General features: G+C 71.8%; 20 protein-coding genes. 11 read left to right on the forward strand and 9 right to left on the reverse strand.

All coding sequences use genetic code 11. The annotated features are described in order from the left end of the window. The first annotated feature begins 367 nt into the window (after positions 1-367). A complete protein-coding gene (locus ACFWCK_RS15795; RefSeq protein WP_233312413.1) occupies positions 368-763 on the forward strand; it encodes a hypothetical protein in 396 nt (131 codons plus the stop codon). 266 nt (positions 764-1,029) lie between these two features. Further along, positions 1,030-1,518 (forward strand): FBP domain-containing protein, encoded by a 489-nt coding sequence (locus tag ACFWCK_RS15800; RefSeq protein WP_233312412.1) that lies wholly within the window; start codon positions 1,030-1,032, stop codon positions 1,516-1,518. 54 nt (positions 1,519-1,572) lie between these two features. Here the strand turns inward: ACFWCK_RS15800 and ACFWCK_RS15805 are convergent, their stop codons facing one another. The 3 genes from ACFWCK_RS15805 to ACFWCK_RS15815 form a co-directional block, all read right to left on the reverse strand. Next, entirely contained in the window at positions 1,573-1,920 is a 348-nt protein-coding gene (locus ACFWCK_RS15805) for a hypothetical protein (RefSeq protein WP_378806769.1), read from the reverse strand. Between the two features lie 137 nt (positions 1,921-2,057). Continuing rightward, entirely contained in the window at positions 2,058-3,749 is a 1,692-nt protein-coding gene (locus tag ACFWCK_RS15810; RefSeq protein WP_378806770.1) for an amidase, read from the reverse strand. Between the two features lie 166 nt (positions 3,750-3,915). Then, positions 3,916-4,944, reverse strand: coding sequence for an agmatine/peptidylarginine deiminase (locus ACFWCK_RS15815; protein WP_378806771.1), 1,029 nt, complete (start codon positions 4,942-4,944; stop codon positions 3,916-3,918). A gap of 69 nt (positions 4,945-5,013) precedes the next feature. Between ACFWCK_RS15815 and ACFWCK_RS15820 the strand changes: the two genes are divergently transcribed. Beyond that, positions 5,014-5,610 carry a TetR/AcrR family transcriptional regulator gene (locus tag ACFWCK_RS15820; RefSeq protein WP_378806772.1) on the forward strand — a complete coding sequence of 199 codons (597 nt, stop codon included), beginning with the start codon at positions 5,014-5,016 and terminating at the stop codon, positions 5,608-5,610. A 57-nt stretch (positions 5,611-5,667) separates the two neighbouring features. Here ACFWCK_RS15820 and ACFWCK_RS15825 read toward each other — a convergent pair whose 3' ends face one another. Further along, entirely contained in the window at positions 5,668-6,264 is a 597-nt protein-coding gene (locus ACFWCK_RS15825) for a cysteine hydrolase family protein (protein WP_378806773.1), read from the reverse strand. Further along, positions 6,261-7,721, reverse strand: a complete 1,461-nt coding sequence (locus ACFWCK_RS15830; protein WP_378806775.1) for a purine-cytosine permease family protein — start codon at positions 7,719-7,721, stop codon at positions 6,261-6,263. Before ACFWCK_RS15830 ends, ACFWCK_RS15825 begins: the two co-directional genes overlap by 4 nt. A 229-nt stretch (positions 7,722-7,950) precedes the next feature. On the opposite strand from ACFWCK_RS15830, the gene ACFWCK_RS15835 reads away from it, so the two are divergent. Then, the gene (locus tag ACFWCK_RS15835) at positions 7,951-9,324 is read left to right on the forward strand and encodes a pyridoxal phosphate-dependent decarboxylase family protein (protein WP_378806776.1); all 1,374 of its coding nucleotides are present in this window, start codon (positions 7,951-7,953) and stop codon (positions 9,322-9,324) included. Positions 9,325-9,479: 155 nt separating this feature from the next. Here the strand turns inward: ACFWCK_RS15835 and ACFWCK_RS15840 are convergent, their stop codons facing one another. After that, the gene (locus tag ACFWCK_RS15840; RefSeq protein WP_378806777.1) at positions 9,480-10,766 is read right to left on the reverse strand and encodes a M18 family aminopeptidase; all 1,287 of its coding nucleotides are present in this window, start codon (positions 10,764-10,766) and stop codon (positions 9,480-9,482) included. Positions 10,767-11,160: 394 nt separating this feature from the next. On the opposite strand from ACFWCK_RS15840, the gene helR reads away from it, so the two are divergent. Continuing rightward, on the forward strand, positions 11,161-13,341 hold the full coding sequence (gene helR / locus ACFWCK_RS15845; protein ID WP_378807375.1) for an RNA polymerase recycling motor ATPase HelR: 2,181 nt from the start codon (positions 11,161-11,163) through the stop codon (positions 13,339-13,341). Between the two features lie 3 nt (positions 13,342-13,344). Here the strand turns inward: helR and ACFWCK_RS15850 are convergent, their stop codons facing one another. Continuing rightward, the gene (locus ACFWCK_RS15850; RefSeq protein WP_378806778.1) at positions 13,345-14,361 is read right to left on the reverse strand and encodes a DUF5937 family protein; all 1,017 of its coding nucleotides are present in this window, start codon (positions 14,359-14,361) and stop codon (positions 13,345-13,347) included. Positions 14,362-14,428: 67 nt separating this feature from the next. On the opposite strand from ACFWCK_RS15850, the gene ACFWCK_RS15855 reads away from it, so the two are divergent. The 3 genes from ACFWCK_RS15855 to ACFWCK_RS15865 are packed head-to-tail and all read left to right on the forward strand — an operon-like array spanning position 14,429 to position 15,799. Further along, positions 14,429-14,785, forward strand: coding sequence for a cupin domain-containing protein (locus tag ACFWCK_RS15855; protein ID WP_378806779.1), 357 nt, complete (start codon positions 14,429-14,431; stop codon positions 14,783-14,785). 39 nt (positions 14,786-14,824) lie between these two features. Then, positions 14,825-15,118, forward strand: coding sequence for a DUF4287 domain-containing protein (locus ACFWCK_RS15860; RefSeq protein ID WP_378806780.1), 294 nt, complete (start codon positions 14,825-14,827; stop codon positions 15,116-15,118). Positions 15,119-15,154: 36 nt separating this feature from the next. Further along, entirely contained in the window at positions 15,155-15,799 is a 645-nt protein-coding gene (locus ACFWCK_RS15865; protein WP_378806782.1) for a dihydrofolate reductase family protein, read from the forward strand. 38 nt (positions 15,800-15,837) lie between these two features. Here ACFWCK_RS15865 and ACFWCK_RS15870 read toward each other — a convergent pair whose 3' ends face one another. Next, the gene (locus ACFWCK_RS15870; protein ID WP_233312399.1) at positions 15,838-16,134 is read right to left on the reverse strand and encodes a DUF4229 domain-containing protein; all 297 of its coding nucleotides are present in this window, start codon (positions 16,132-16,134) and stop codon (positions 15,838-15,840) included. 160 nt (positions 16,135-16,294) lie between these two features. Between ACFWCK_RS15870 and ACFWCK_RS15875 the strand changes: the two genes are divergently transcribed. The 3 genes from ACFWCK_RS15875 to ACFWCK_RS15885 all read left to right on the forward strand — a co-directional run bounded on the left by ACFWCK_RS15875 (position 16,295) and on the right by ACFWCK_RS15885 (position 19,242). Beyond that, positions 16,295-16,642 carry a PLD nuclease N-terminal domain-containing protein gene (locus ACFWCK_RS15875; protein ID WP_233312398.1) on the forward strand — a complete coding sequence of 116 codons (348 nt, stop codon included), beginning with the start codon at positions 16,295-16,297 and terminating at the stop codon, positions 16,640-16,642. Beyond that, the gene (gene menD / locus ACFWCK_RS15880) at positions 16,639-18,318 is read left to right on the forward strand and encodes a 2-succinyl-5-enolpyruvyl-6-hydroxy-3-cyclohexene-1-carboxylic-acid synthase (RefSeq protein ID WP_378806784.1); all 1,680 of its coding nucleotides are present in this window, start codon (positions 16,639-16,641) and stop codon (positions 18,316-18,318) included. The genes ACFWCK_RS15875 and menD overlap by 4 nt, the downstream gene beginning before the upstream one ends. Before the next feature lie 66 nt (positions 18,319-18,384). Further along, the gene (locus tag ACFWCK_RS15885) at positions 18,385-19,242 is read left to right on the forward strand and encodes a polyphosphate kinase 2 family protein (protein ID WP_378806785.1); all 858 of its coding nucleotides are present in this window, start codon (positions 18,385-18,387) and stop codon (positions 19,240-19,242) included. A gap of 204 nt (positions 19,243-19,446) precedes the next feature. On the opposite strand, the gene ACFWCK_RS15890 is transcribed toward ACFWCK_RS15885, so the two are convergent. Beyond that, on the reverse strand, positions 19,447-20,745 hold the full coding sequence (locus ACFWCK_RS15890) for an isochorismate synthase MenF (protein ID WP_378806786.1): 1,299 nt from the start codon (positions 20,743-20,745) through the stop codon (positions 19,447-19,449). Positions 20,746-20,869: the final 124 nt, after the last annotated feature.

Here is a 20,869-nt window from a genome sequence, read left to right on the forward strand (position 1 = left end):
GCCGATGGTACTGCAGGGGGGACCCTGTGGGAGAGTAGGACACCGCCGGACTTCCTTTAACAGAAAGGCCACCCAACGCAGGGTGGCCTTTCTGCATTTCTGAGTCTGAACGATTCAAGGCCGCCCCTCGGGGCGGCCTTTTTTCGTGCGTGCGCGGCCCCGCGACCTCCGCCGCTCCGCGGCGGGATTCGCGTGCCCGCTCACGGGGCCGCTGCGCCCGTCATGGTCCGTTTCCGCCGGCCGCGAGCTCTATGGAAGAAGGTCGCGAACGGAGCTCGTCTGGGCATCGACTCAACGGCGACGCGGGGCTACCCTGGGCGTCAGACGGGCCGTTCGCCCGCCTTCCCGGTGGACGAAGGAGCTCGCGATGGACGCGATGATGATGGACTCGATGAAGAGCATGGACATGATGCCCGGCATGGAGATGATGGACATGGCTCTGATGCAGGCGTGCATGGACGCGTGTTCGGCCTGCGAGCAGGCCTGCACGGTGTGCGCGACGCAGATGATGGACTGTTCGCCGTCGTGTATGAACTGCGCAGACATGTGCAACACGATGATGCGCTCGATGATGCGCATGCAGGGGATGACCCCGGCGGTCATGATGTCGATGCTCGACGCCTGCATGGCGATGTGCCAGCTCTGCATGGACATGTGCATGAAGCACGAGGCCCACAGCGAGGTGTGCCGGATGTGCGCGGCGGCGTGCAAGGCGTGCATGGACGCGTGCATGGCGATGCGCGACTCGATGATGGCGGCCTGAGCGGGAGCTGTGTCCCCGGCCGCGCCGGGTGACTTAGGATCGGAAACATGCTCGTTGTTCGAGGCGCCCGTCCGGTGCCGAAGGAGGTCACTGGCGCGCTCCGCGCCGGTGACAGAGGCTGACGCCCCTGCCGGTGGTTCTGCTGCCGGCTCGTTCGTCGCGCCTGCGTGAGTTCTCCGCAGGCAATCCTCCGGCTGCGTTCAGCAGCCGTCTTCTCGCGTCCATCCCCTGAGGCGGACGCTTCGATCTCGCACAGAGAGCACGACATGCTTCCCATCGACGAGCGCGCCATCCGCGCGTCCTTCCGCAACGCCTCCCGCAAGGAGGCGTCCTCCATGACCCTGCCGCCGGAGTTCGGCGCGTCCGACTTTCCCCAGCTCGACTTCCTGGGGTGGTCGGATCCGAAGATGCCCCGCCGCGCGTACGTCGTAGCGCACCGCGACGACGGTTCGCCGGTGACGGTGCTGTTGCAGCAGGCCGAGCAGCGCACGAGCGCTCGAGCACAGTGCTCGTGGTGCGAGGACGTCACGCTGCGCAACGACGTGCAGTTCTTCGCCGCGCGCAAGGCCGGTCCCGAAGGGCGCAACGGCAACACGCTCGGCGTGCTGATCTGCGCGAACTTCGGCTGCTCCGCCAACGTGCGGCGCCTGCCGCCGCTGGCCTACGAGGGATACGACCGGGAGGCGGCGCGCGAGCAGCGGATCCTGCGCCTGCAGCAGCACGTGCAGGGCTTCCTCCGAGAGCTCGGCGCCTAGTCGTCGGCCGGGGGCCTTCGTCTGACAGGGCGGAGGCCCCCGACCGGGCGCCCTTCAGGCGCGCGCGACGTTGTAGCGCAGAGCGCCGATCGCGAGCACGTCCCACCGGGTGTGCACGGCGACGGGCTGACCGGGCTCGACCTCGAGAGCCGCGCCGCCGGCGTTCCACAGCGAAAGCGTGTCGCCGTCGAGCGTGGTCACCCGCACGATGCCGGACGCGCGGTCGACGCCGGACACGAGCGCGTCGGTCCAGCCGGCGGCCGTCGCGGAAGCGAGGCGCGCCTGGATGAGGTGCAGCGCGTGGCCCGGGGCGTAGGAGGAGCAGACATCGCCGTGATCGCACATGCACGCCACAGCCTGTCGCGCCAGAACGGGCGAGAGCTGAGTGCGGTGCGTGGTCACGGTGTTCTCCTCACGGGATCGGTCCGACCAGGCTACGGCCGGGCGTGTCGCGGACGGTAACGCCCATGAAATGTGCCGACACACAGAGACGGATCCGCGCGCGATGCGCACGGATCCGCCTGGGTGCTGAACGCGGGTCAGAGCCGCGGAGTCCGCGACGGAGACGTGCGCCGGTCGCCGGTCGCCTCGAAGGCCGCGGCGAGCTGCAGCAGCCGGGTGTCGTCATAGGCGCGGCCCGAGATGGTCAGCCCGACCGGCATCGCGATGTCGGAGAGCGTGCCCATCGGCACCGTCACAGAGGGGATGCCGAGGTGGCGCGGCACGATGTTGCCGTTGGCGACCCAGACGCCGTTGCGCCACCCCTGGTCGGCGGACGCGGGATTCACGTCCATGTCCGCCGGGCCGATGTCGGCCATGGTCGGGTGGATGACCGCGTCCAGCCCGAGGCTGTCCATCCACTGCTCGAAATCGACCCGGCGCGTCTCCTCGAGCCCGCGCAGGCCGGCTTCCATGAGCGGGATCGCCGTCATGTCGGTGACCGGGTGCGCCCGGAACAGATCGGGCAGCTCGTTGATGTCGTCGTCGAAGCCGGTGTAGCGATCGGGGAGGGCACCCGCGGGTGCGGGGAAGATCTTCGCCCCGTCGACCTGCGCCAGCGAGCCGAGTGCCGGGTCGCCGTTCGCGCCGAGGAAGTCGTCCCACCCCCACGCGCACAGCTCGATGACCTCGCTGCGCAGGAACTCGGGCGGCACGATGCCGCGGGTCGCGATGGTCGGCGCGCCGGTGCGATCCCCCTCGTAGTTGGAGACGGCGGGGAAGTCGACCTCGATCACCTCGGCGCCGGCTGCTTCCAGGGCGGCGCGAGCGGCGCGCCACAGCTGCATGATCGACGCGCGGGTCTCGATGCGCTGACCCGTCGGCCCGCCGATCCCGGTGCCGGTGCCTGCCTCGGGATCCGCGTTGATGAACATCCGGGGGACGCCGAACCGCTTGCCGTGCAGATCGGCCGGCTCCAGGGCGACGTACGACTGCGGCCGCACTGCGGATGCCGCCGGCAGCGGCACCCAGGGCTGCGCCCGCCAGAAGTCCCCGCGCGTGGTGTGGTCGTCGGCGACGACCACGTCGAGGACCTCGAGCAGATCGGCGACCGTGCGCGCATGCGGCACGACGATGTCCTGCGTCGGCACGAGCGGCCAGTTGCCGCGCACCGAGATGACGCCGCGGCTGGGGCAGTAGGCGACGAGAGCATTGTGGGATGCCGGCGCCCGACCGCTCGACCACGTCTCCTCGCCCAGGCCGAACGCGCCGAATGACGCCGCCGTCGCTGTGCCCGAGCCGTTCGACGACCCGGATCCGAAAGCGCTCGTCAGCCAGTCCGCGTTGTAGGGGCTCTCGGCGCGACCGTAGACGCCGCGCTGCATGCCTCCGTTGGCCATGGGAGGCATGTTCGTGAGACCGAGGCAGATCGCACCGCCCGCGCGGAGTCGCTCGATCGTGAACGCGTCGCGCTGCGCGACGAGCTCGGCGAAGGCGGGGGATCCGGCCGCCGCCGTCAGCCCGCGCACGAGGTAGCTGTCCTTCGCGGTGTACGGAATGCCGTCGAGCGGGCCGAGCGTCTCGCCTCGGGCGCGCCGGGCGTCGGAGGCCTCTGCCTCGCTGCGCGCCGCGGGGTTGGACACGACGACGGCGTTCAGCGCCGTCGCAGTCTCCGGCCCGTCGTACGCCTCGATGCGGGCGAGGTAGGCGTCGACGAGAGCGACGGCCGTGGTCTCGCCGGACTCGAGGGCTTCGCGGAGACGGGCGATGGGGGTCTCGACGACGTCGAACATGGTGACCTCATTCGGATGGCGGGGCTGTCGTCCGGGCGGTTCCCGAGTGCCCCTTCGGCTCGATGTGCTTGTGCGGTGCGAGTCCTCGAGAGCCGAAGGGGGCTCGACGACCGGGGCGAAGGCGATCCGTCCCGGTCGCGCGGGGCGGCCGGGACGGGCGCCGGACTCAGAGCGTGGGCTGCTGCTGGGTGATGCAGTGGATGCCGCCGCCGCGGTCGAACAGCGGACGGGCGTCGACGGTGACCACGCGGCGACCGGGGTAGGCGTCCGCCAGGATCTCGCGGGCGCGCGCATCCGCGACGTCGTCGCCGAATCCGCAGGCGATGACGCCGTCGTTCGTCACGAGGTGGTTGACGTAGCTCCAGTCGACGAAGCCCTCCTCGTCGCGCAGGGTCGCCGGGGCCGGCAGATCGATGACCTCGAACGAACGCCCTGTTGCGTCGGTCTGAGCGGCCAGGTGCTCCCGCAGCGCGGCCGACACCTCGAAGTCGGGGTGTCCGGGATCCTGCTGCGCATGCAGGAGGATCCGGCCGGGGGAGGTGATCGCCGCGACGATGTCGACATGGCCGTTGGTGCCGAAGTCGTCGTAGTCGCGGGTGAGGCCGCGCGGCAGCCACACCGCCTTGGTGGCGCCGATCGTGCGGAGCATCTCCGCCTCCACGCGCTGACGGTCGAGGTAGGGGTTGCGGCGCGGGTCGAGCTGCACCGTCTCGGTGAGCAGTACCGTGCCCTCGCCGTCCACGTGGATGCCGCCGCCCTCGTTCACGAGCGCGGAGCTGACGAGCTCGGCGCCCACTTCGGCCGCGATGATGCGTGCGTGCTGCGCCGCGTCGTGCCAGCGGGCCCACTCCGGGGCGCCCCAGCCGTTGAACACCCAGTCCACGGCGCCGAGCACGCCGGGACGCTCGGGGTCGACCACGAACGTGGGGCCGGAATCGCGCATCCAGAACTCGTCGACCGGCGCTTCGAGGATGGTGACGTCGGAGGACAGCATGCGCCGGGCGCGGGTCATCTCCTTGGGATCGACGAGGATCGTGACCGGGGTGAAGGCCGAGACCGCGTGTGCGACGGCGGTCCATGTCGCGTAGCCCTCCTCGCGCAGGGCGTCGGTGTCGCCGAGGGTCTCGCCCTCGGCGGGGAAGGCCATCCAGACGCGGTCGTGTCGGGCGGTCTCGCTGGGCATCAGCCAGGGCATCGGTGCTCCTCGGATCGGGTTCATCACGCTTATTGAACAAGCGGCCAACTAGCGATACGGTATAGCCCCATGAGCACCTCGTCAACCCCCAAGCCGAAGAGGATGCCGCCGGCGCAGCGCGAGAGGGCGATCCTCGACGCCGCCATCGCACTCGCGCGGCAAGGTGGGATCGCGCCGCTGACGGTGCGCACGGTCGCCGCAGCCGCGGGCGTGACGCCGGCGCTCGTCACGCACTACCGGCCCAGCATGGACGCCTTCGTCGCCGACGTGTTCGGCGCGATCGTCGGTGCGGAGCGTGAAGAGGTCGTCGCCGATGGCCGCACGGGGGCCACCCTCCGGGAGCGGATCACGCGCATCGTGGAGACCCTGCTCGACGGCGATCGCGACGACGTCACACTGGTGTGGGTGCAGGCCTGGGCGGCCGGCGCGGGCAACGATGTGCTCGCCGCGCGGGTGCGGCTGGAGATGGATCACTGGCAGCAGGACCTCGAGGCCATCGTGGCGGAGGGCGTCGCGGCCGGGGAGGTCAGTGCGGCTCGGGCGGACGGCGCGGCATGGCTGCTGCTCGCGACCGTGGACGGGATGAACGCCCACTCGCTGGTGAAGTGGGCCCCGGAGGACCGGGGCGCGCTCGCGCGGCGCACGGTCGCGGCCGTCCTCGGCTGACGAACCGGATCCGATCGGTCTGTCGTCTCGCACCTGGGCAGGCGTTACGCGGTCCGGTCAGCGGGCGTCGTTCAGGATCGCGAGCGCCGCCTCCGTGTCGGCCACGGTCAGCTGCGGCGGATAGAGCCCCATGACCGTGAGGGCGGCGGCATGGTTCTCCGGCGTCGACCCCGCGCAGGCGTCGGCGGCGATCGTGACGCGCGCGCCCGCATCGGCCGCAGCGAGCGCGGTCGAGATCACGCAGCAGTCCGTCGAGATGCCCGCGAGCACGACGGAGGCGGATCCGATGATCCGTTCGAGCCCGGGCCCCCACTTGCCGAACGTGGGCAGATCAAGGCTCGGATGCGCAGAGAGGATCCGCGCTTCCGGCACGAGGTCGTACAGCGGATCGTCGGCGGCCTTGTCCGCGAACGGCCAGGCCGCGAAGTAGTCGCCCCACGACGTGCGCCGATCCGCGGTGGGCAGCCAGCGCGTCACGAGGACCCTGCCCTCCGCGGCTTCGGCGAGGCGGCGGATGTTCGCGAACGCGGCGGGGAACATCGGGGATCCCCAGGCCGAGTCCGGCGCGGCGAAGATGTTCTGCGGGTCGATCACGACCAGCCAGGGGGCCTTCGACGGGCTCAGAGTCGGGCCGATTCCAGGCCGCTCCGTCACGCCTGCTCCTGGCGGCGGATCCTGGCGGCGCGGGCGAACCAGGTCACGACGAAGCCCAGCACGAGCGCGAAGAACACTCCGAGATTCGCGTAGGCCCACTCTCCGTCCTTGCCGCCGATGAGGCCGAGGAAGTAGCCCTGCCAGTTGTTCCACGGAGCGGCCTCCGCGAAGGTGTTGATCACGAAGCCCCAGCCGATCACCGACGCGACGACGAGCGTGCCGATCGAGACCCCGTCCCAGGCGCCGTAGCGTCCGCGGGAGTCGAACAGCGCCGCCTCGTCATAGTCCTTCTTCCTGCGCAGGATGTCGGCGATCAGGATCCCCGCCCACGCCGCCATCGGGACGCCCAGCGTGATGAGGAACGACTGGAACGGGCCGATGAAGTTCTGCGCGAAGAACACCACCACGATCGTGCCGATCGTGAGGATCACGCCGTCGACGGCCGCGGCCGCGGGCCGGGGGATCCGGATGCCCAGGCTCAGCAGCGTGAGGCCGGAGGAGTAGATGCCGAGCACGGCGCCGGAGACGAGGGTGAGGATCGCGACGATGAGGAACGGGAAGAGCGCCCACGTCGGGAGCAGGGTCGCGAGCGCGCCGATCGGGTCGGCGGCGACCGCGGCGCTGAGCTTGTCGTTCGAGCCCGCCAGCAGCAGGCCGAAGAACACCAGCACGATGGGGGCGACGGATCCGCCGATCGTGTTCCACGTGACGATCTGCGCATCGGAGGCGGTGCGCTTCTGATAGCGCGACCAGTCGGCGGCGATGTTGATCCAGCCGAGTCCGAAGCCCGTCATCACCATGACCAGCGCGCCGATCGTCTGAGCGAGCGTGCCGTCGGGGTGCGCGAACGCCTTGGTCCAGTCGATGCTGCCCACCGTCAGGATCAGGAACAGGATCGTGAACGCCCCGGTCAGCCAGGTGAGCACCGACTGCAACTTCATGATCGTGTGATAGCCGAGCACGGAGGCGCCGACGATGAGCGCCGCGACCAGCACGGTGGCGATGAGATGCACGGCGACATCGCCGTCGGCGCCGACCCAGCCGAGCGCGTGCAGCACGGTCGTGGTCGCGAGCACGGCCGTGATCGTGAGCGAGGTCTCCCAGCCGATCGAGGTCAGCCACGAGACGATGCCGGGGATCTTCTGCCCCTGCACGCCGAACGCCGCCCGGGACAGCACCATGGTCGGCGCGGATCCGCGCTTGCCGGCGATCGCGATGAGTCCGCACAGTGCGAACGACACGACGATGCCGATGATCGCGACGAGAGTGGCCTGCCAGAGTGAGATCCCGAACCCGAGCAGGAAGGAGCCGTAGGACATGCCGAACACCGACACATTCGCGGCGAACCACGGCCAGAACAGGTCGCGGGGGCGCGCCGTGCGCTCCGACTCGGGGACGATCTCGATGCCACGCCGCTCGATGAGGGCGGCGGATCCGGGCTGGGAATCGGCGGACATGGCTTCATCCTGGCAGGGGTCTCGATCCTGTGGGTGCTCCCGCGGGAATTCGGTGCCCTCGGGCCGCGCTTCTGCGGCCGATCCGCGCTCGGATCCGCGTCATTGCAGGCATGTCGCGCCCGATGACGGGGCGGCGGCGACGCGGTACGATATCGCCGACCCGTTGATCCGGCGCGGCATTCTGCTCGTCGCCGGGCGCTCGTAGGCTTCCGGGTCGGAAGGATCCTCCATGGACGCCGCGCGCATGCATGCCGCCTCGCCCGAATCCGCCGCGATCGTCGACGCCGTGCTCGACTACTCGCGCCGCCGGATGCTCGCCACCGATGTGCCCCTCGACAAACCCCAGCCCGAGGCGGAGCTGCGCCGCCTGGTCGGCACCACCATCACGGACAAGGGGCTCGGCGGGCAGCGTGCGCTGAGCGTGTTCGAGCACATCCTCGCACCGGCCTGCCTGACCACGAGCCACCCCAACTACCTCTCCTTCATCCCCAACGCCCCGACCGTCGCGGCGATGGCGTTCGACCTGGTCGTCTCCGCGTCCGGGCTCTACGGCGGCAGCTGGCTCGAGGGCGCGGGCGCCGTGCACGCGGAGAACGAGGTGCTGTCGTTCCTGGCCGCCGAGTTCGGGCTGCCCGATACGGCCGGCGGCGTGTTCGTGCAGGGCGGCACGATCGGCAATCTCTCGGCGCTCGCCGCGGCGCGCGACAAGGCCGGACGGCGCCTCGACGCCGCGGGCACGCCGCGGCCCGCGCGGTGGAAGCTCGTGTGCAGCCTGGAGGCGCACTCGTCCAACAAGTCGGCCGCGAAGATCATGGACGTCGACGTGATCGCCGTCCCCGCCGGAGCCGACGGCAAGCTGCACGCCGACGAGGTGCGCGCGGCGCTGGAGGAGCACGGGGAGGCCGTGTTCGCCGTCGTCGCGACCGCCGGATCCACCAACTTCGGCATCCTCGACGACATCGCCGGCATCGCCGCGCTCAAGGACGAGTTCGACTTCTGGCTGCACATCGACGGGGCCTACGGGCTCACCGCGATGCTCGCGCCCGAGGCACGGGCGTGGTTCGCGGGCGTCGAACGGTGCGACTCGCTCGTCGTGGATCCGCACAAGTGGCTGTACGCCCCGTTCGACTGCTGCGCGCTGCTGTACCGCGACCCGGCAGACGGCCGTCTGGCGCACACCCAGCACGCGGAGTACCTTGACACGCTCACCGACACCGATGAGTTCAGCCCCTCGGACTACTCGATCCAGCTCACCCGTCGTCCGCGCGGGCTGCCGCTGTGGTTCTCCCTGGCGACCTACGGCGTGGACGCGTATCGCACCGCCGTCTCCGAGACGCTCGCGCTCACGCGCCGCATCGCGGACGAGATCTCCTCGCGTCCCGAGCTGCGCCTGGTGCGCGACCCCGAGCTCTCGGTGGTCGTGTTCGAGCGCGAGGGCTGGGAGCGCGCCGACTACGACCGCTGGTCGGACGAGCTGCTGCAGTCGCAGCGCGCGCTCGTCGTGCCGAGTTCGCACGCCGGACGGGTCAACACGCGCTTCGCGATCCTGAACCCGCTCACGACGTTCGAGGATCTCGTCGGGATCCTCGACACGATGCGCTGATCCCGTTCCGGGACGTCTTCCCGGGGTCGTTGAGCGACGACGCCGGAGGCGACGGAGACGAAACGCGGTCACCGACGAGTGCGCCGCGTTTCGTCTCGCTCCTCGCTGCGCTCGGGGCTCGCTCAACGACCCCGGGGCGGTGCCGGGCGGCTGACTCAGCCCGCGAAGAACGCCTTCGCGACGGCGGTGAGATCGTGCAGGTCGCTCACGCCCGCGAGCTCGCGCGCGGAGTGCATCGACAGGATCGGGATCCCGACATCGACCGTGCGGATCCCGAGCCGGGTCGCCGTGATCGGGCCGATCGTGGATCCGCAGGGCACGTCGTTGTTCGAGACGAACTCCTGCGTGACCACGCCCGCGGCATCGCACCAGCGGTGCCACGCCGCCGCGCCCACCGCGTCCGTGGCGTAGCGCTGGTTGGCGTTGATCTTGAGGATCGGCCCGGATCCGAGCACGGGCTGCACGACCGGGTCGTGCTTGCCGGCGTAGTTGGGGTGCACCGAGTGGCCGACGTCGCTGGACAGGCACCACGACGCGGCGTAGGCGCGGTGCACGTCGACCGCATCGGCACCGAGTCCGGCGTAGACGCGCTCCAGCACGTCCTCCAGGATCGGGCCGGCGGCGCCCGAGCGTGAGCCGGATCCGAGCTCCTCGTGGTCGAACGCGGCGAGCACCGCGATCGCCTGCGGGTCGCCGTGGGCCGCGATCTCGCCGAGTGCGACCACGCCCGCGTGGACCGAGGCGAGGTCGTCCAGGCGGCCGCTCGCGAAGAACGCGTCGTCCTTGCCGAACACGGCGCCGCGCGCACTGTCGGCGACGACCGCGTCGAAGCCGCGGATCTCGAGCGGATCCACTCCTGCCGCGTCGGCGAGCTCGGCCAGGATGTCCGCCTCCTCCGGGTCGCCCAGTCCCCAGACGGGCTGGGTCTCGGTCTGCTTGTCGAGCGCGAGTCCGTTGTTGACGCCGCGGTCGAGGTGGATCGCGAGCTGCGGCAGGCGCAGCAGCGGTCCGGTCGCGGCGAGCACGACCCGCCCGTCGGCGAGTGCGAGCCGTCCGGCCAGGCGCAGCTCCCGGTCGAGCCAGGAGTTCAGCAGCGGCCCGCCGTACACCTCGACGGCCGCCTGCAGCCAGCCGCGGGATCCGGTGGTCGGTCGCGGCTTGAGCTTGAAGCCGGGGGAGTCGGTGTGCGCGCCGAGCACGTGCACCGGCGTGGTGGTCGTCGCGCCGGCGGGCACGACCCAGGCGATGGCCGCGCCGTCGCGCACGATCACGAAGCGGCCGCCGGCCTGTGCCGGCCAGGCCTCGGTCTCGTCGAGGCGGGTGAAGCCCTGCTCCTCCAGGCGCCGGGCGACCTCCCCCGCCGCGTGGTAACTGGACGGTGAGGCGGCGACGAAGTCGGCCAGGTCCTCGACATGCGTGCGGGCGGAGGCGGCGTGGGACATGCGGATCCTTCCGGGGCGGGTGCGCGACCGCCGAGGCGGCGCAGAGCACCTTCGATCGTAGTTGCGCGGCCTGTGCCCGCGGCGGACGGGTGCGCAGGCTCAGATCGCGATCTCTGTTGGTGCAGGCGCGGATTCTGCGTCGAAAGTGCGACCTGAGCGGAGGGAGTGCGACCTGAGCGCGCGGGGCGGACGACGAAGGGAGCGGATCCGTGCGGACCGCTCCCTGCATCTCCAGGATACCGGAGGAGGTGGGGCTTGCGGCAAGGCCCCCCTGCCGGGGCAGACTATGTGGTTTCGCCCAGGAATCGGAGGATCCGTGCGCCCTGAATCCACCCCTGAAACCACTCCCGCTGCCACCCCGCCGACGACCTTCTCGACGGCTGCCTGGTCGCCGATGGTCTTCGCCCTTCCGGCCGCCCTCGCCCGCAAGGCGCATCAGGCACTCATCGCCGCCGACGACGCCCACCTCATCGCGATCGGCGACCGCCTCGCCGAGGAGATCGCCGCCCTCGAGGCGCGGCTCGTCCGGCTGCGCGCCGCACCCGCCAGGCTCGGGCAGGAGGCGCTGGACCGCGACCTCGAGATCCACCGCTCGAGCTCCCGCCTGCAGCTGCTGCGCCGCTTCGGGGTCGACCTGTGCCTCGGGCGGATGGCCGTCGCACCGGGCGGCCCTCACGGCGACGGACCCGCACCCGACGCCGCCGCCCCCGAACTCGTCTACATCGGGCGCATCGGGTTGTCCGACGCCGAGGGGCGGCGCCTGCTCGTGGACTGGCGCGCCCCCGCGGCGGAGCCGTTCTTCGCAGCTACCCATGCGGATCCGCAGGGCCTGGTCAGCCGCCGTCGGTACCGCTGGGCCTCGCGCCGCATCACCGACTACTGGGACGAGGTGTTCGACCCGGAGGGGCTCGAGGGTGCTGCCGCGCTGGACGATCAGTCCGCCTTCATCGCGAGCCTCGGCGCCTCCCGCTCGCCGCGGATGCGCGATGTGCTGAGCACGATCCAGGCCGACCAGGACGCGATCATCCGGGCGTCGTCGCGCGCCCCTCTCGTCGTGGAAGGCGGCCCCGGCACGGGGAAGACGGTCGTGGCCCTGCACCGCGCCGCCTACCTGATGCATGCCGAGCAGCGGCTCAGCCACGGCGGGATCCTGTTCGTCGGGCCGCACCAGCCCTACCTCGCGTACATCGAGGACGTGCTGCCGAGCCTCGGGGAGGACAGCGTGCGCGTGTGCACGCTGTCGGATCTGGCGCCCGAGGGCCGGGCTGGCGATCGCATGCCGGAGGAAGGGGATCCGCTCGCCAGGACGCTGAAGTCGGGCGCGGGGCTGCTCGCCGCGGTCACCGCGGCGGTCCGCTACCACGAGCATGCCCCGAGCGAGCAGCTGCTCGTGGAGACGCCGTGGCGCGACGTGATCGTGCAGCCGGCGGCGTGGACAGAGGCGTTCGACACTCCGGAGCCCGGCACGCCGCACAACGACGCCAGGGATGTCGTGTGGGAGGCGCTGATCGGTGCTCTCGTGGAGGACAACGCCGACGACGACGTGCCTCCGCACCAGCTCGATCGCGCCCTGCGTCGCAGCGATCCGCTGCAGCGCGCGTTCGTGGCGGCCTGGCCGGTCCTGGATCCGGCCGGGATCGTCGCCGACCTCTGGTCGACCCCGGCGTACCTGCGGATCTGCGCTCCGTGGCTCGCCGAGGACGAGCGCGCGGCGCTGCGGCGCGACGACCCGAGGGCGTGGACCCGGCAGGATCTGCCGCTGCTCGATGCGGCCCGTGCGCTCACCGGGGATCCGCAAGGCGCGCGGCGACGGCGGTGGCGGGAGGTCGTGACGGCCGAGGAACGGGAGCAGCGCGAGCGCGTGCTGGATGAACTGCTCGCCGCGGACGACGACAAGGAGAGCGCGATCACCGGGTTCTTCTTCGGCGAGGACAGCGCGGGCGTGCGTGCGATGCTGCAGGACGAGGCCGCCCTGCCGCGGCTCGACTCCGATGCGCTCGCGGGGCCGTTCGCGCACGTGATCGTCGACGAGGCGCAGGAACTCAGCGATGCGGAATGGGCGATGCTGCTGCGCCGGGTCCCGTCGCAGAGCCTCACGATCGTGGGCGACCGCGCCCAGGCCCGGCACGGGTTCCGCGAGTCGTGGACCGAGCGTCTCGAGCGGGTGGGCCTGCGTCGCATCGAGCACGCGTCGCTGCGCATCAACTACCGCACTCCGGAGGAGGTCATGGCCGCGGCCGAGCCCGTGATCCGCGCTGCGCTGCCGGACGCGAACGTGCCGGTCTCGGTGCGGGAGAGCGGGATCCCAGTGCGGCACGCGGCTCTCGCCGAGCGCGACGGCGTGCTCGCCGACTGGCTCGCCGCGCACGAGGAGGGCATCGCCTGCGTGATCGGCGACGACCGGCCGTTCCCGGACGCGCGGGTGCGGTTCCGCACACCGACCACGGCGAAGGGGCTCGAGTTCGACCTGGTCGTGCTCGTGGATCCGGAGTCGTTCGGCGACGGCATCGAGGGAGCGGTCGATCGCTACGTCGCGATGACCCGCGCGACCCAGGAGCTCGTCGTGCTCAGCTGAGGATCAGAGCGCGGCGCCGACCAGCGCCTCGCCGAGCGGGGTGCGCAGGTGCAGCATGCGGGCGCCGTCGCGCGTGCTCACGACCAGGCCCGCATCGCGCAGCACCGTGAGGTGGTGGGAGGCGGTGGACGCGGCGATCCCCGCCTCCTCCGCCACGCGGGTCGTGGTGCGCGGCACATGCGCGGTGAGGAGGATCCCGGCGCGCACCGGGCCGACGAGCGCCTCCAGCGCCCGGACGAGATCGTCGGAGTCCTGCGCCCAGCCGGCGGTCACCCCACGGGCAGGGTAGAACAGCGTCGGCTGAGCAGGCGGTTCGGTGATCACCATGCAGCCCCACGACGACATCACCGAGGGCACCAGCACGAGCCCACTCCCGCGGCAGTCGACGTCCTCGCTGTGCCGGCGCAGCCGCACCCGCACGGATCCGTCGCCCCAGCTCACCCACGGGTGGATGCCCGACGCCATCGCCGCCAGGCCCTCGGTCGCGACGCTGCGCGAGCGCACGGCCACATCGGCACGCAGGATCCGCTCGAGTTGAGGCCAGACCGGGGCCATGGCGCTCTCCCACACCTCGCCCCATGCGTCGGCGATGACCGCGCGCGCCCGCGCCGGATGCTCCTGCATGCGCCGCAGCGCCTCCTGGCGCCGGCCCGAGGAACGGACGACCATCTTGCCGAGGTCCACGCGCATGCCCGGGAGCGGCGCCTCGCGGAGCGCCGCGAGCTCGTCATCCGGCGTGAGCTCCCAGCGGGCGGTCGCGGTGAGGAAGTCGGGCATGTAGCCGTCGGCGCCGATCACGTGCGCGAGCACCCCGAACGCCTCGCGCGGCAGCCGACCACGCGCATCCTTCAGCCATCCCCACGCGAGCGGGTACTGCTCGGGCCGCAGCAGCACGCGCACGGCGTGCGCGAGCTCGTGACCGGGCGAGATCCCGAACCGCACCGCCTGGATGTCGCCAGGGCTGAGGCGGAAGTCGACGCGGTGATGCTCCCACTCCACGCCCTCCATGTTTCGAACCACATCGAAACTCTACGGGCCCGACGACGCTGCCGCGAGAGTGGGATCACACCACCGAGAGGACCAGATCATGAGCATCATCGCCCCCGATGTCGCCGTCGTCGGCCCCGAGGAGATCCGCCTCGGCACCGGCGCCGGCCGTCGCTTCGAAGGCGCCGGGCACGGCGCCGGCGTCTCGTACTTCTACGTCGACAACCAGCCCGGCCAGGGGTCGCTGCTGCACTGGCACCCGTACCCCGAGACCTGGGTCGTGCTGGAGGGCGACGTCGCCTTCACCGTCGGCGACCGCACCATCACCGCCACCGCGGGCGACACCGTCACCGGACCCGCCTTCGTGCCGCATCGCTTCGAGAACATCGGATCCGGCACAATGCGATTGATCGGCATCCACGCCTCGGCCGTCATCATCCAGACCGTGGTCGACTGACGCAGCTCGCACCGACCAGATCCTCACAAGGAGAAGAACATGTCCTTCCAGGCATATCTCGACGCCGTCGAGACCAAGACCGGCCTCACCCCTCGTCAGATCCTCGACCTCGCCGCTGCACAGGGCTTCGGCCCCGACACCAAGGCGACGCCGATCCTGGAGTGGCTGAAGACCGAGTACGACCTCGGGCGCGGCCACGGCATGGCGATCGTGCACGTCATCACGAAGGGGCCCACGATCAGCACCAAGCATGTCGGCACCGACGGCGTGCACCGGGACGAGAGCGATACGCTCTGGCTCGACGGCAAGGACTCCAACCCGCTCCGCGGCTGAGGCCCGACGACTCCCACCAGCGAAGGAACCCCGCACATGGCCGTTCGCGCCGACCTCAACATCTCCCTCGACGGATACGCGACCACCACCGACCAGACCCCGGAGAACCCGTTCGGCGATGACTGGGGGCGCCTGGTGGCGGCGTACACGGCCACGCGCACCTTCCGCGAGCGCGTCATGGGGGATCCGTCCGGCGGCACCACCGGGGTCGACGATCGCTACGGCGCGGAGTACTTCGAGAACATCGGCGCCGAGATCATGGGTGCAGGGATGTTCGGACTGCACAACTTCCCCGACGACGCGGAGTGGCGCGGCTGGTGGGGCGAGGAGCCGCCGTTCCACTGCCCGGTGTTCGTGCTGACGCACAGCACGGGCCGCGCGCCGATCTCGTTCGCCAACGGCACCGAGTTCCGCTTCCTCGACGCCGCACCCCTGGACGCGCTCGCCCTCGCGACCGAGGCGGCCCGTGGTGCGGATGTGCGCATCGGCGGCGGCGTCGACACGGTGCGCTCGTTCCTGGCGGCCGGGCTCGTCGATCGGCTGCACGTGGGCATCACGCCGATCCTGCTCGGGCGCGGGAAGAATCTGTGGGCCGAGCTGCGCGGGCTCGAGAACGATTACGCGGTCACGAGCGAGATCGCCGAGAGCGGCGTGGTGCACGTGACCTTCGCGCGCGACTGACGTCGGGCGCGAGGAACGTCGAGGCCCCGCGTCGCGGCTCAGGCCGCGTGGCGGGTTCCTTCGGCGTCGTCGGACCCGTCCGCATCCTCGATGTCCTCGTCGGAGGGAGCGGATCCGGTCTTCGTCGAGCGCTTCTCGTAGATCGCACGAGAGGCGTCCGACAGCGGGCTGCGCAGGAACAGCAGGGAGATGCTGATGCCGATGAGAGCGGCGAACAGGGCCGCCAGCCACCAGAACTCCCGGAAGATCGGGAAGAAGAACCACAGGATCCCCAGCGGCACGAGGAACGCCAGCAGGCGCAGCACCGAGTACACGAGCAGGGGAGGAAGTTTCACGGGTCCAGTCTAGGAGGACGCGTTCGGCATGCGCTGTGAGGGCGGTATGTCGTCCGCCTCGATCAGTTGTGCGTGGGATGTACGCCGTCGTGCAGGGCGGCGTCCCTCCGGCGACGACCGTGCCGGATCCGGGATCTCCCCGCACGCCTAGACTGGAACCGTGGCACGTTTCCTCGTGATCGGCGGCTTCCTGGCCGCGGTCTTCTGGGTGTACAGCATCGTCGACTGCATCGTGCAGCCGGCGAGCCGGCACCGCGGCGTGCCCAAGGGCGTGTGGATCGCGATCGTGGTCGTCTTCCCCGTGATCGGCGGCCTGCTGTGGTTCGCGATCGGGCGCACCCGGCGCGGCCGCACCGCGGACCAGGAGCGCTACTTGCCGCTCGACGATGTCGACCCCGCCGCGCGGATCAGCCCCGCCGAGCAGGAGCGGCTGATCCGGGAGCTCCAGGAGGAGCTGTCCCGTCTCGACGATCGCGGCGACCCCGACACCCCCGGCCCTCGCTCGTGACGGCCCTGCCCCCTGCGGGCCCCGCGGCCGCACCGGCCGGGCAGGAGGCGTCCCCCGCGACCGAGGCCGCGGTGCGCCTGCTGACCGGTCTCATCGCCCACGGCGTCCGCGACGTCGTGCTGTCGCCGGGGTCGCGCTCGCAGGCGCTCGCGCTCGCCGCCGTCGCCCTCGCCCGGTCCGGATCCGTGCGCGTGCACGTGCGGATCGACGAGCGCGTCGCCGGCTTCACCGCCCTCGGCATCGGCCGGGAGTCGGGTGCTCCCGCCGTCGTCGTCTGCACCTCGGGCACCGCGGCGGCCGGATACCTGCCCGCGGCGATGGAGGCGTTCCACGCGGGGGTGCCGCTGATCCTCCTCACCGCGGACCGGCCGCCCGAGCTGCGCGGCGTCGGGGCGAACCAGGCCACGATCCAGCCCGGGATGTACCGGCCCTGGGCGCGGCTGAGCGTCGACGCGCCCGTGCCGGGCGAGACGGATCCGGCCGTGTTCGCCGACCTCGCCGCCGATGCCGTGTCGGCCGCGGTCGGCGTCACGGGGGAGGGGCTGGCCGGCGTGGCCGGCCCGGTGCACCTGAACCTCCCGGCGCGTGAGCCGCTGTCCGGCCGGTTGCCGGATCCGTTCCGCGCCGCCCCCGGACCCGTTCCGCGCCCGACCTCTGCCGAGCCGCTGCTCGTGGCCCGGGGCCCGCGCACCCTCGTCGTCGCCGGGGCCGACGCCGGCCCGGACGCCGAGCGGATCGCCCGCGCCGGCGGCTGGCCGCTGGTCGCGGAGATCGTGAGCGGATCCCGCTTCGGCGATCACGTCGTTCCCGCATATCGCGAGCGGCTGCGCGACCCGGCGCTCGCCGGCCGGATCGAGCGCGTGATCGTCTTCGGGCACCCGACGCTTAGTCGCGAGGTGGCCGCGCTGCTGCGCCGCACCGACATCGAGGTCATCGCCGTGCGTCGCGGCGGCGAGCGGCTGAACCTCTCCGGGGCCGCGGTCGACGCGCGCGCGATCGAGGTCGAGGCCGATCGGGCCGCCCGTACGGACGACGAGGCCGCCTGGCTGGCGGCGTGGACCCGGGCGGAGGCGCCGCATGCGGACGTCGATCCCGACGGGGCGCTGGATCGCGCCGCGCTCGTGCGGGCGGTGTGGGCCGCGACCGGATCCGACGACCGCCTGCTGTTCGGCTCCTCGCGGATCGTGCGCGTGGCGGACCAGGTGCTCGCAGGCAAGGACGTGCGCGTGCACGCCAACCGTGGACTCGCCGGCATCGACGGCACGATCGCGACGGGCATCGGCATCGCGCTCGCCGCCCGAGCGGGCGGCGAGGCGGCCGACGGCGTTCCCGAGGGTGCGGGCGTCGGCGTCACTCGCGTCCTGCTCGGCGACCTGTCCCTCCTGCACGACGTCGGATCGTTCCTGCTCCCCGCTGACGAACCGTCCCCGCAGATCCAGGTCGTGGTCGGCAACGACGGCGGGGGGACGATCTTCGACGGGCTCGAGGTCGCCGGCACCGCCGCGGCAGGAGACCTCGACCGTGCCTTCTACACCCCGCAGTCCGTCGCGCTGGGGCCGCTCGCCGCGGCGTACGGCTGGACCTTCGTCCGCGCCGACACCCCCGCCGGGTTGGAGCGTGCGCTCGCCACGTCGGCCGCCGGACCGCACCTGATCGAGGTGCCGCTCGCGCGCTGACGCGCCCGGCGCGCCGACGCGGGCCGTGCCCCGGATGGCGCAGGCCGGATGCGGCATCATGGGGGCATGAGCCAGCACTCCGCCGGATGGACCGCCCCGGCCGCCGATGTCCTCCGTGTCACGTCCGCAGGCCTCGCCGGAGTCGATCCCGAATCCACGCCCGGCTATCGGGGCCGGAAGACGGACGGAGCCGAGTCGCTGACCACCGGGCTCGCCGCGCTCGGCGATCTGCAGGAGCGGCTGTTCGCGCGCTCTGCGGTGGGCGAGGCGCAGGCGAGCGTGCTGCTCGTGCTGCAGGCGATGGACTCGGCGGGCAAGGGCGGCATCGTGCGGCACGTCGTCGGCGGTGTGGATCCGCAGGGCATCGAACTGGCCGCCTTCAAGGCGCCGACCGCCGAGGAGCTGCAGCACGACTTCCTCTGGCGCGTCGAGAAGCGCCTGCCGGCCGAGGGCAAGATCGGCGTCTTCGACCGTTCGCATTACGAGGACGTCCTGATCGGCCGGGTGCGTTCCCTCGCGCCGGCGGAGGAGATCGAGCGCCGGTACCGGGCGATCGTCGACTTCGAGAAGCGGGTGGCGGATTCCGGGACGCGCATCATCAAGGTCATGCTGCACATCTCCCGCGATGAGCAGAAGCAGCGCCTCATGGAGCGGCTCGAGCGCCCCGAGAAGCACTGGAAGTTCAACCCGGGCGACACCGACGAGCGCCTGCTCTGGGACGACTACATGGCCGCGTACGACACCGTCTTCGAGCGCACCTCGACCGATGTCGCACCCTGGTACGTGATCCCGGCGAACCGCAAGTGGTACGCGCGGCTCGCGGTGCAGGAGCTGCTGCTCGCCGCACTCGAGGACATCGACCCGCAGTGGCCTGTCGCCGACTACGACGTCAAGGCCGAGATGAAGCGCCTCGCCGCGAGCTGAGTTAATTCGGGAGGCCAGGGCCACCCGCAGCTGGGGTTCGGCGCTGGTCGGGTCCGTTCGGGGCGTGGTCTGCCGTTTCGGGGCGCGTTTCGACGTGGTTCTCGGGGCTGCTGCGCCCCGAAACGACGGAATACGCCCCAGAACGAGGATGGAACGCCAGCAGCCGGACACCGCGATCAGCGCGCTGTCGAAGAGGGGTGCGGGTCAGGCCAGGGCGTCGACGATCGGGCGGAACTTCACCCGCGTCTCCAGCAGCTCCGCCTCGGGGTCGCTGCCGGCCACGATCCCCGCTCCGGCATAGGCGGTGAGCGGGATCGGGGATCCGGACCCGGTCACGTCGAACTGGGCGCACCGCAGCGCGATCGCCCACTCGCCGTTGCCGTGCGCGTCGATCCATCCCACCGGCCCGGCGTAGCGACCCCGGTCGAAGGGCTCGAGCTCGCGGATCGCTGCGATCGCGGCATCGGTCGGGGTGCCGGCGACGGCGGCCGTCGGGTGCAGGGCGGCCGCGAGATCCAGCGCGGATGCGCCGTCGCTGAGCCGCGCGCGCACGTCGGTCGCGAGATGGAACAGGTTCGGCAGCTCCAGGATGAACGGGCCGCCCTCCGCGTCGAGCGCGGCGGTGTGCGGCGCGAGCGAGGCCACCACGCTGCGCACCGCGAACGCGTGCTCGTCGTTGTCCTTGGGGCTGTCGGCCAGCGACGCGGCGGCACGGGCGTCGGTCACCGCGTCGGCGCCGCGCGCGGTCGTGCCCGCCAGGACGCGGGCCGTCACCACGCCGTCCTGCGCCGTGACGAGCGTCTCCGGGCTCGCGCCGATGAGGCCGTCCACGGCGAACGCCCACGTGTCGGGGTATTCGGTGCTGAGGGCGCGCACCAGCCGGCGCAGGTCGGATCCGGCCGGGACCGTGCCGACGAGGTCGCGCGCGAGCACGACCTTGCCGTAGCGGGCGTCGGCGATCGCGGCCAGCGCCCGGCGCACCGAGGCCTGGTAGCCCTGCGCCGACTGCGCACCGGGGCCGAGCGTGCCCGCCCAATGCGGGCCGAGGGCGGTGGGCGCCGGAACCGCGTCGGCTGCCGGTCCGGCCGCAGAGGCCGCGGCCTCGTGCCCGTCGCCGTCCGCATCGCCGGCGTCGAGGATGCGCGTGATCCAGGTGCGCCCGCCGTGCCGGCCGATCACGGTGCGGGGCACGATGAGCACACTGTCGGCGGCGGAGGCCTCGTCGAACACCAGGGCGGCGAACGCGACGAGGCCGGTGCCGGGCAGTCGCACGGCGTCGTCGATGCGGGCCGAGGACCGGATGTCGTCCCAGGCGCGGGTGAGAGCGGCGGTGCGCGGCTCGGATCCGGCGGCGACGCGCACGACGTGCGCGGTGTCGGATCCGACGGCGACGATCCCGTCCCCTCGGCGCAGCCACGCGCGCGGATCCGCCGGATCGGCATAGGCGAGCAGGTCATCCGCGAGGTCGAACTCTCGCGTCTGAACGACCAGGCCGGCACTCACGGATCCAGCCTATTGCGTGCCGGACCGGTCGCCGTTCGGGAGGATGACCCGCCTTGGGGAGGACGGTGCCGGGGGGATCCTCCTCCCGAGACTGTGTTCTCCTCCCGCACAGCGATGGGTGGGT

The sequence above is a fragment of the Microbacterium sp. NPDC060117 genome (assembly GCF_042729315.1).
In the GTDB taxonomy this organism is placed as follows: Bacteria; Actinomycetota; Actinomycetes; order Actinomycetales; family Microbacteriaceae; genus Microbacterium.

What these genes read in the sequence shown, in the direction of transcription:
- ACFWCK_RS15795 (WP_233312413.1), top strand. Translation starts at nt 368, where the DNA reads ATGGACGCGATGATGATGGACTCGATGAAGAGCATGGACATGATGCCC.
- ACFWCK_RS15800 (WP_233312412.1), top strand. Translation starts at nt 1,030, where the DNA reads ATGCTTCCCATCGACGAGCGCGCCATCCGCGCGTCCTTCCGCAACGCC.
- ACFWCK_RS15810 (WP_378806770.1), bottom strand. Translation starts at nt 3,749, where the DNA reads ATGTTCGACGTCGTCGAGACCCCCATCGCCCGTCTCCGCGAAGCCCTC.
- ACFWCK_RS15815 (WP_378806771.1), bottom strand. Translation starts at nt 4,944, where the DNA reads ATGCCCTGGCTGATGCCCAGCGAGACCGCCCGACACGACCGCGTCTGG.
- ACFWCK_RS15820 (WP_378806772.1), top strand. Translation starts at nt 5,014, where the DNA reads ATGAGCACCTCGTCAACCCCCAAGCCGAAGAGGATGCCGCCGGCGCAG.
- ACFWCK_RS15830 (WP_378806775.1), bottom strand. Translation starts at nt 7,721, where the DNA reads ATGTCCGCCGATTCCCAGCCCGGATCCGCCGCCCTCATCGAGCGGCGT.
- ACFWCK_RS15835 (WP_378806776.1), top strand. Translation starts at nt 7,951, where the DNA reads ATGGACGCCGCGCGCATGCATGCCGCCTCGCCCGAATCCGCCGCGATC.
- ACFWCK_RS15840 (WP_378806777.1), bottom strand. Translation starts at nt 10,766, where the DNA reads ATGTCCCACGCCGCCTCCGCCCGCACGCATGTCGAGGACCTGGCCGAC.
- helR (WP_378807375.1), top strand. Translation starts at nt 11,161, where the DNA reads ATGGTCTTCGCCCTTCCGGCCGCCCTCGCCCGCAAGGCGCATCAGGCA.
- ACFWCK_RS15855 (WP_378806779.1), top strand. Translation starts at nt 14,429, where the DNA reads ATGAGCATCATCGCCCCCGATGTCGCCGTCGTCGGCCCCGAGGAGATC.
- ACFWCK_RS15860 (WP_378806780.1), top strand. Translation starts at nt 14,825, where the DNA reads ATGTCCTTCCAGGCATATCTCGACGCCGTCGAGACCAAGACCGGCCTC.
- ACFWCK_RS15865 (WP_378806782.1), top strand. Translation starts at nt 15,155, where the DNA reads ATGGCCGTTCGCGCCGACCTCAACATCTCCCTCGACGGATACGCGACC.
- ACFWCK_RS15885 (WP_378806785.1), top strand. Translation starts at nt 18,385, where the DNA reads ATGAGCCAGCACTCCGCCGGATGGACCGCCCCGGCCGCCGATGTCCTC.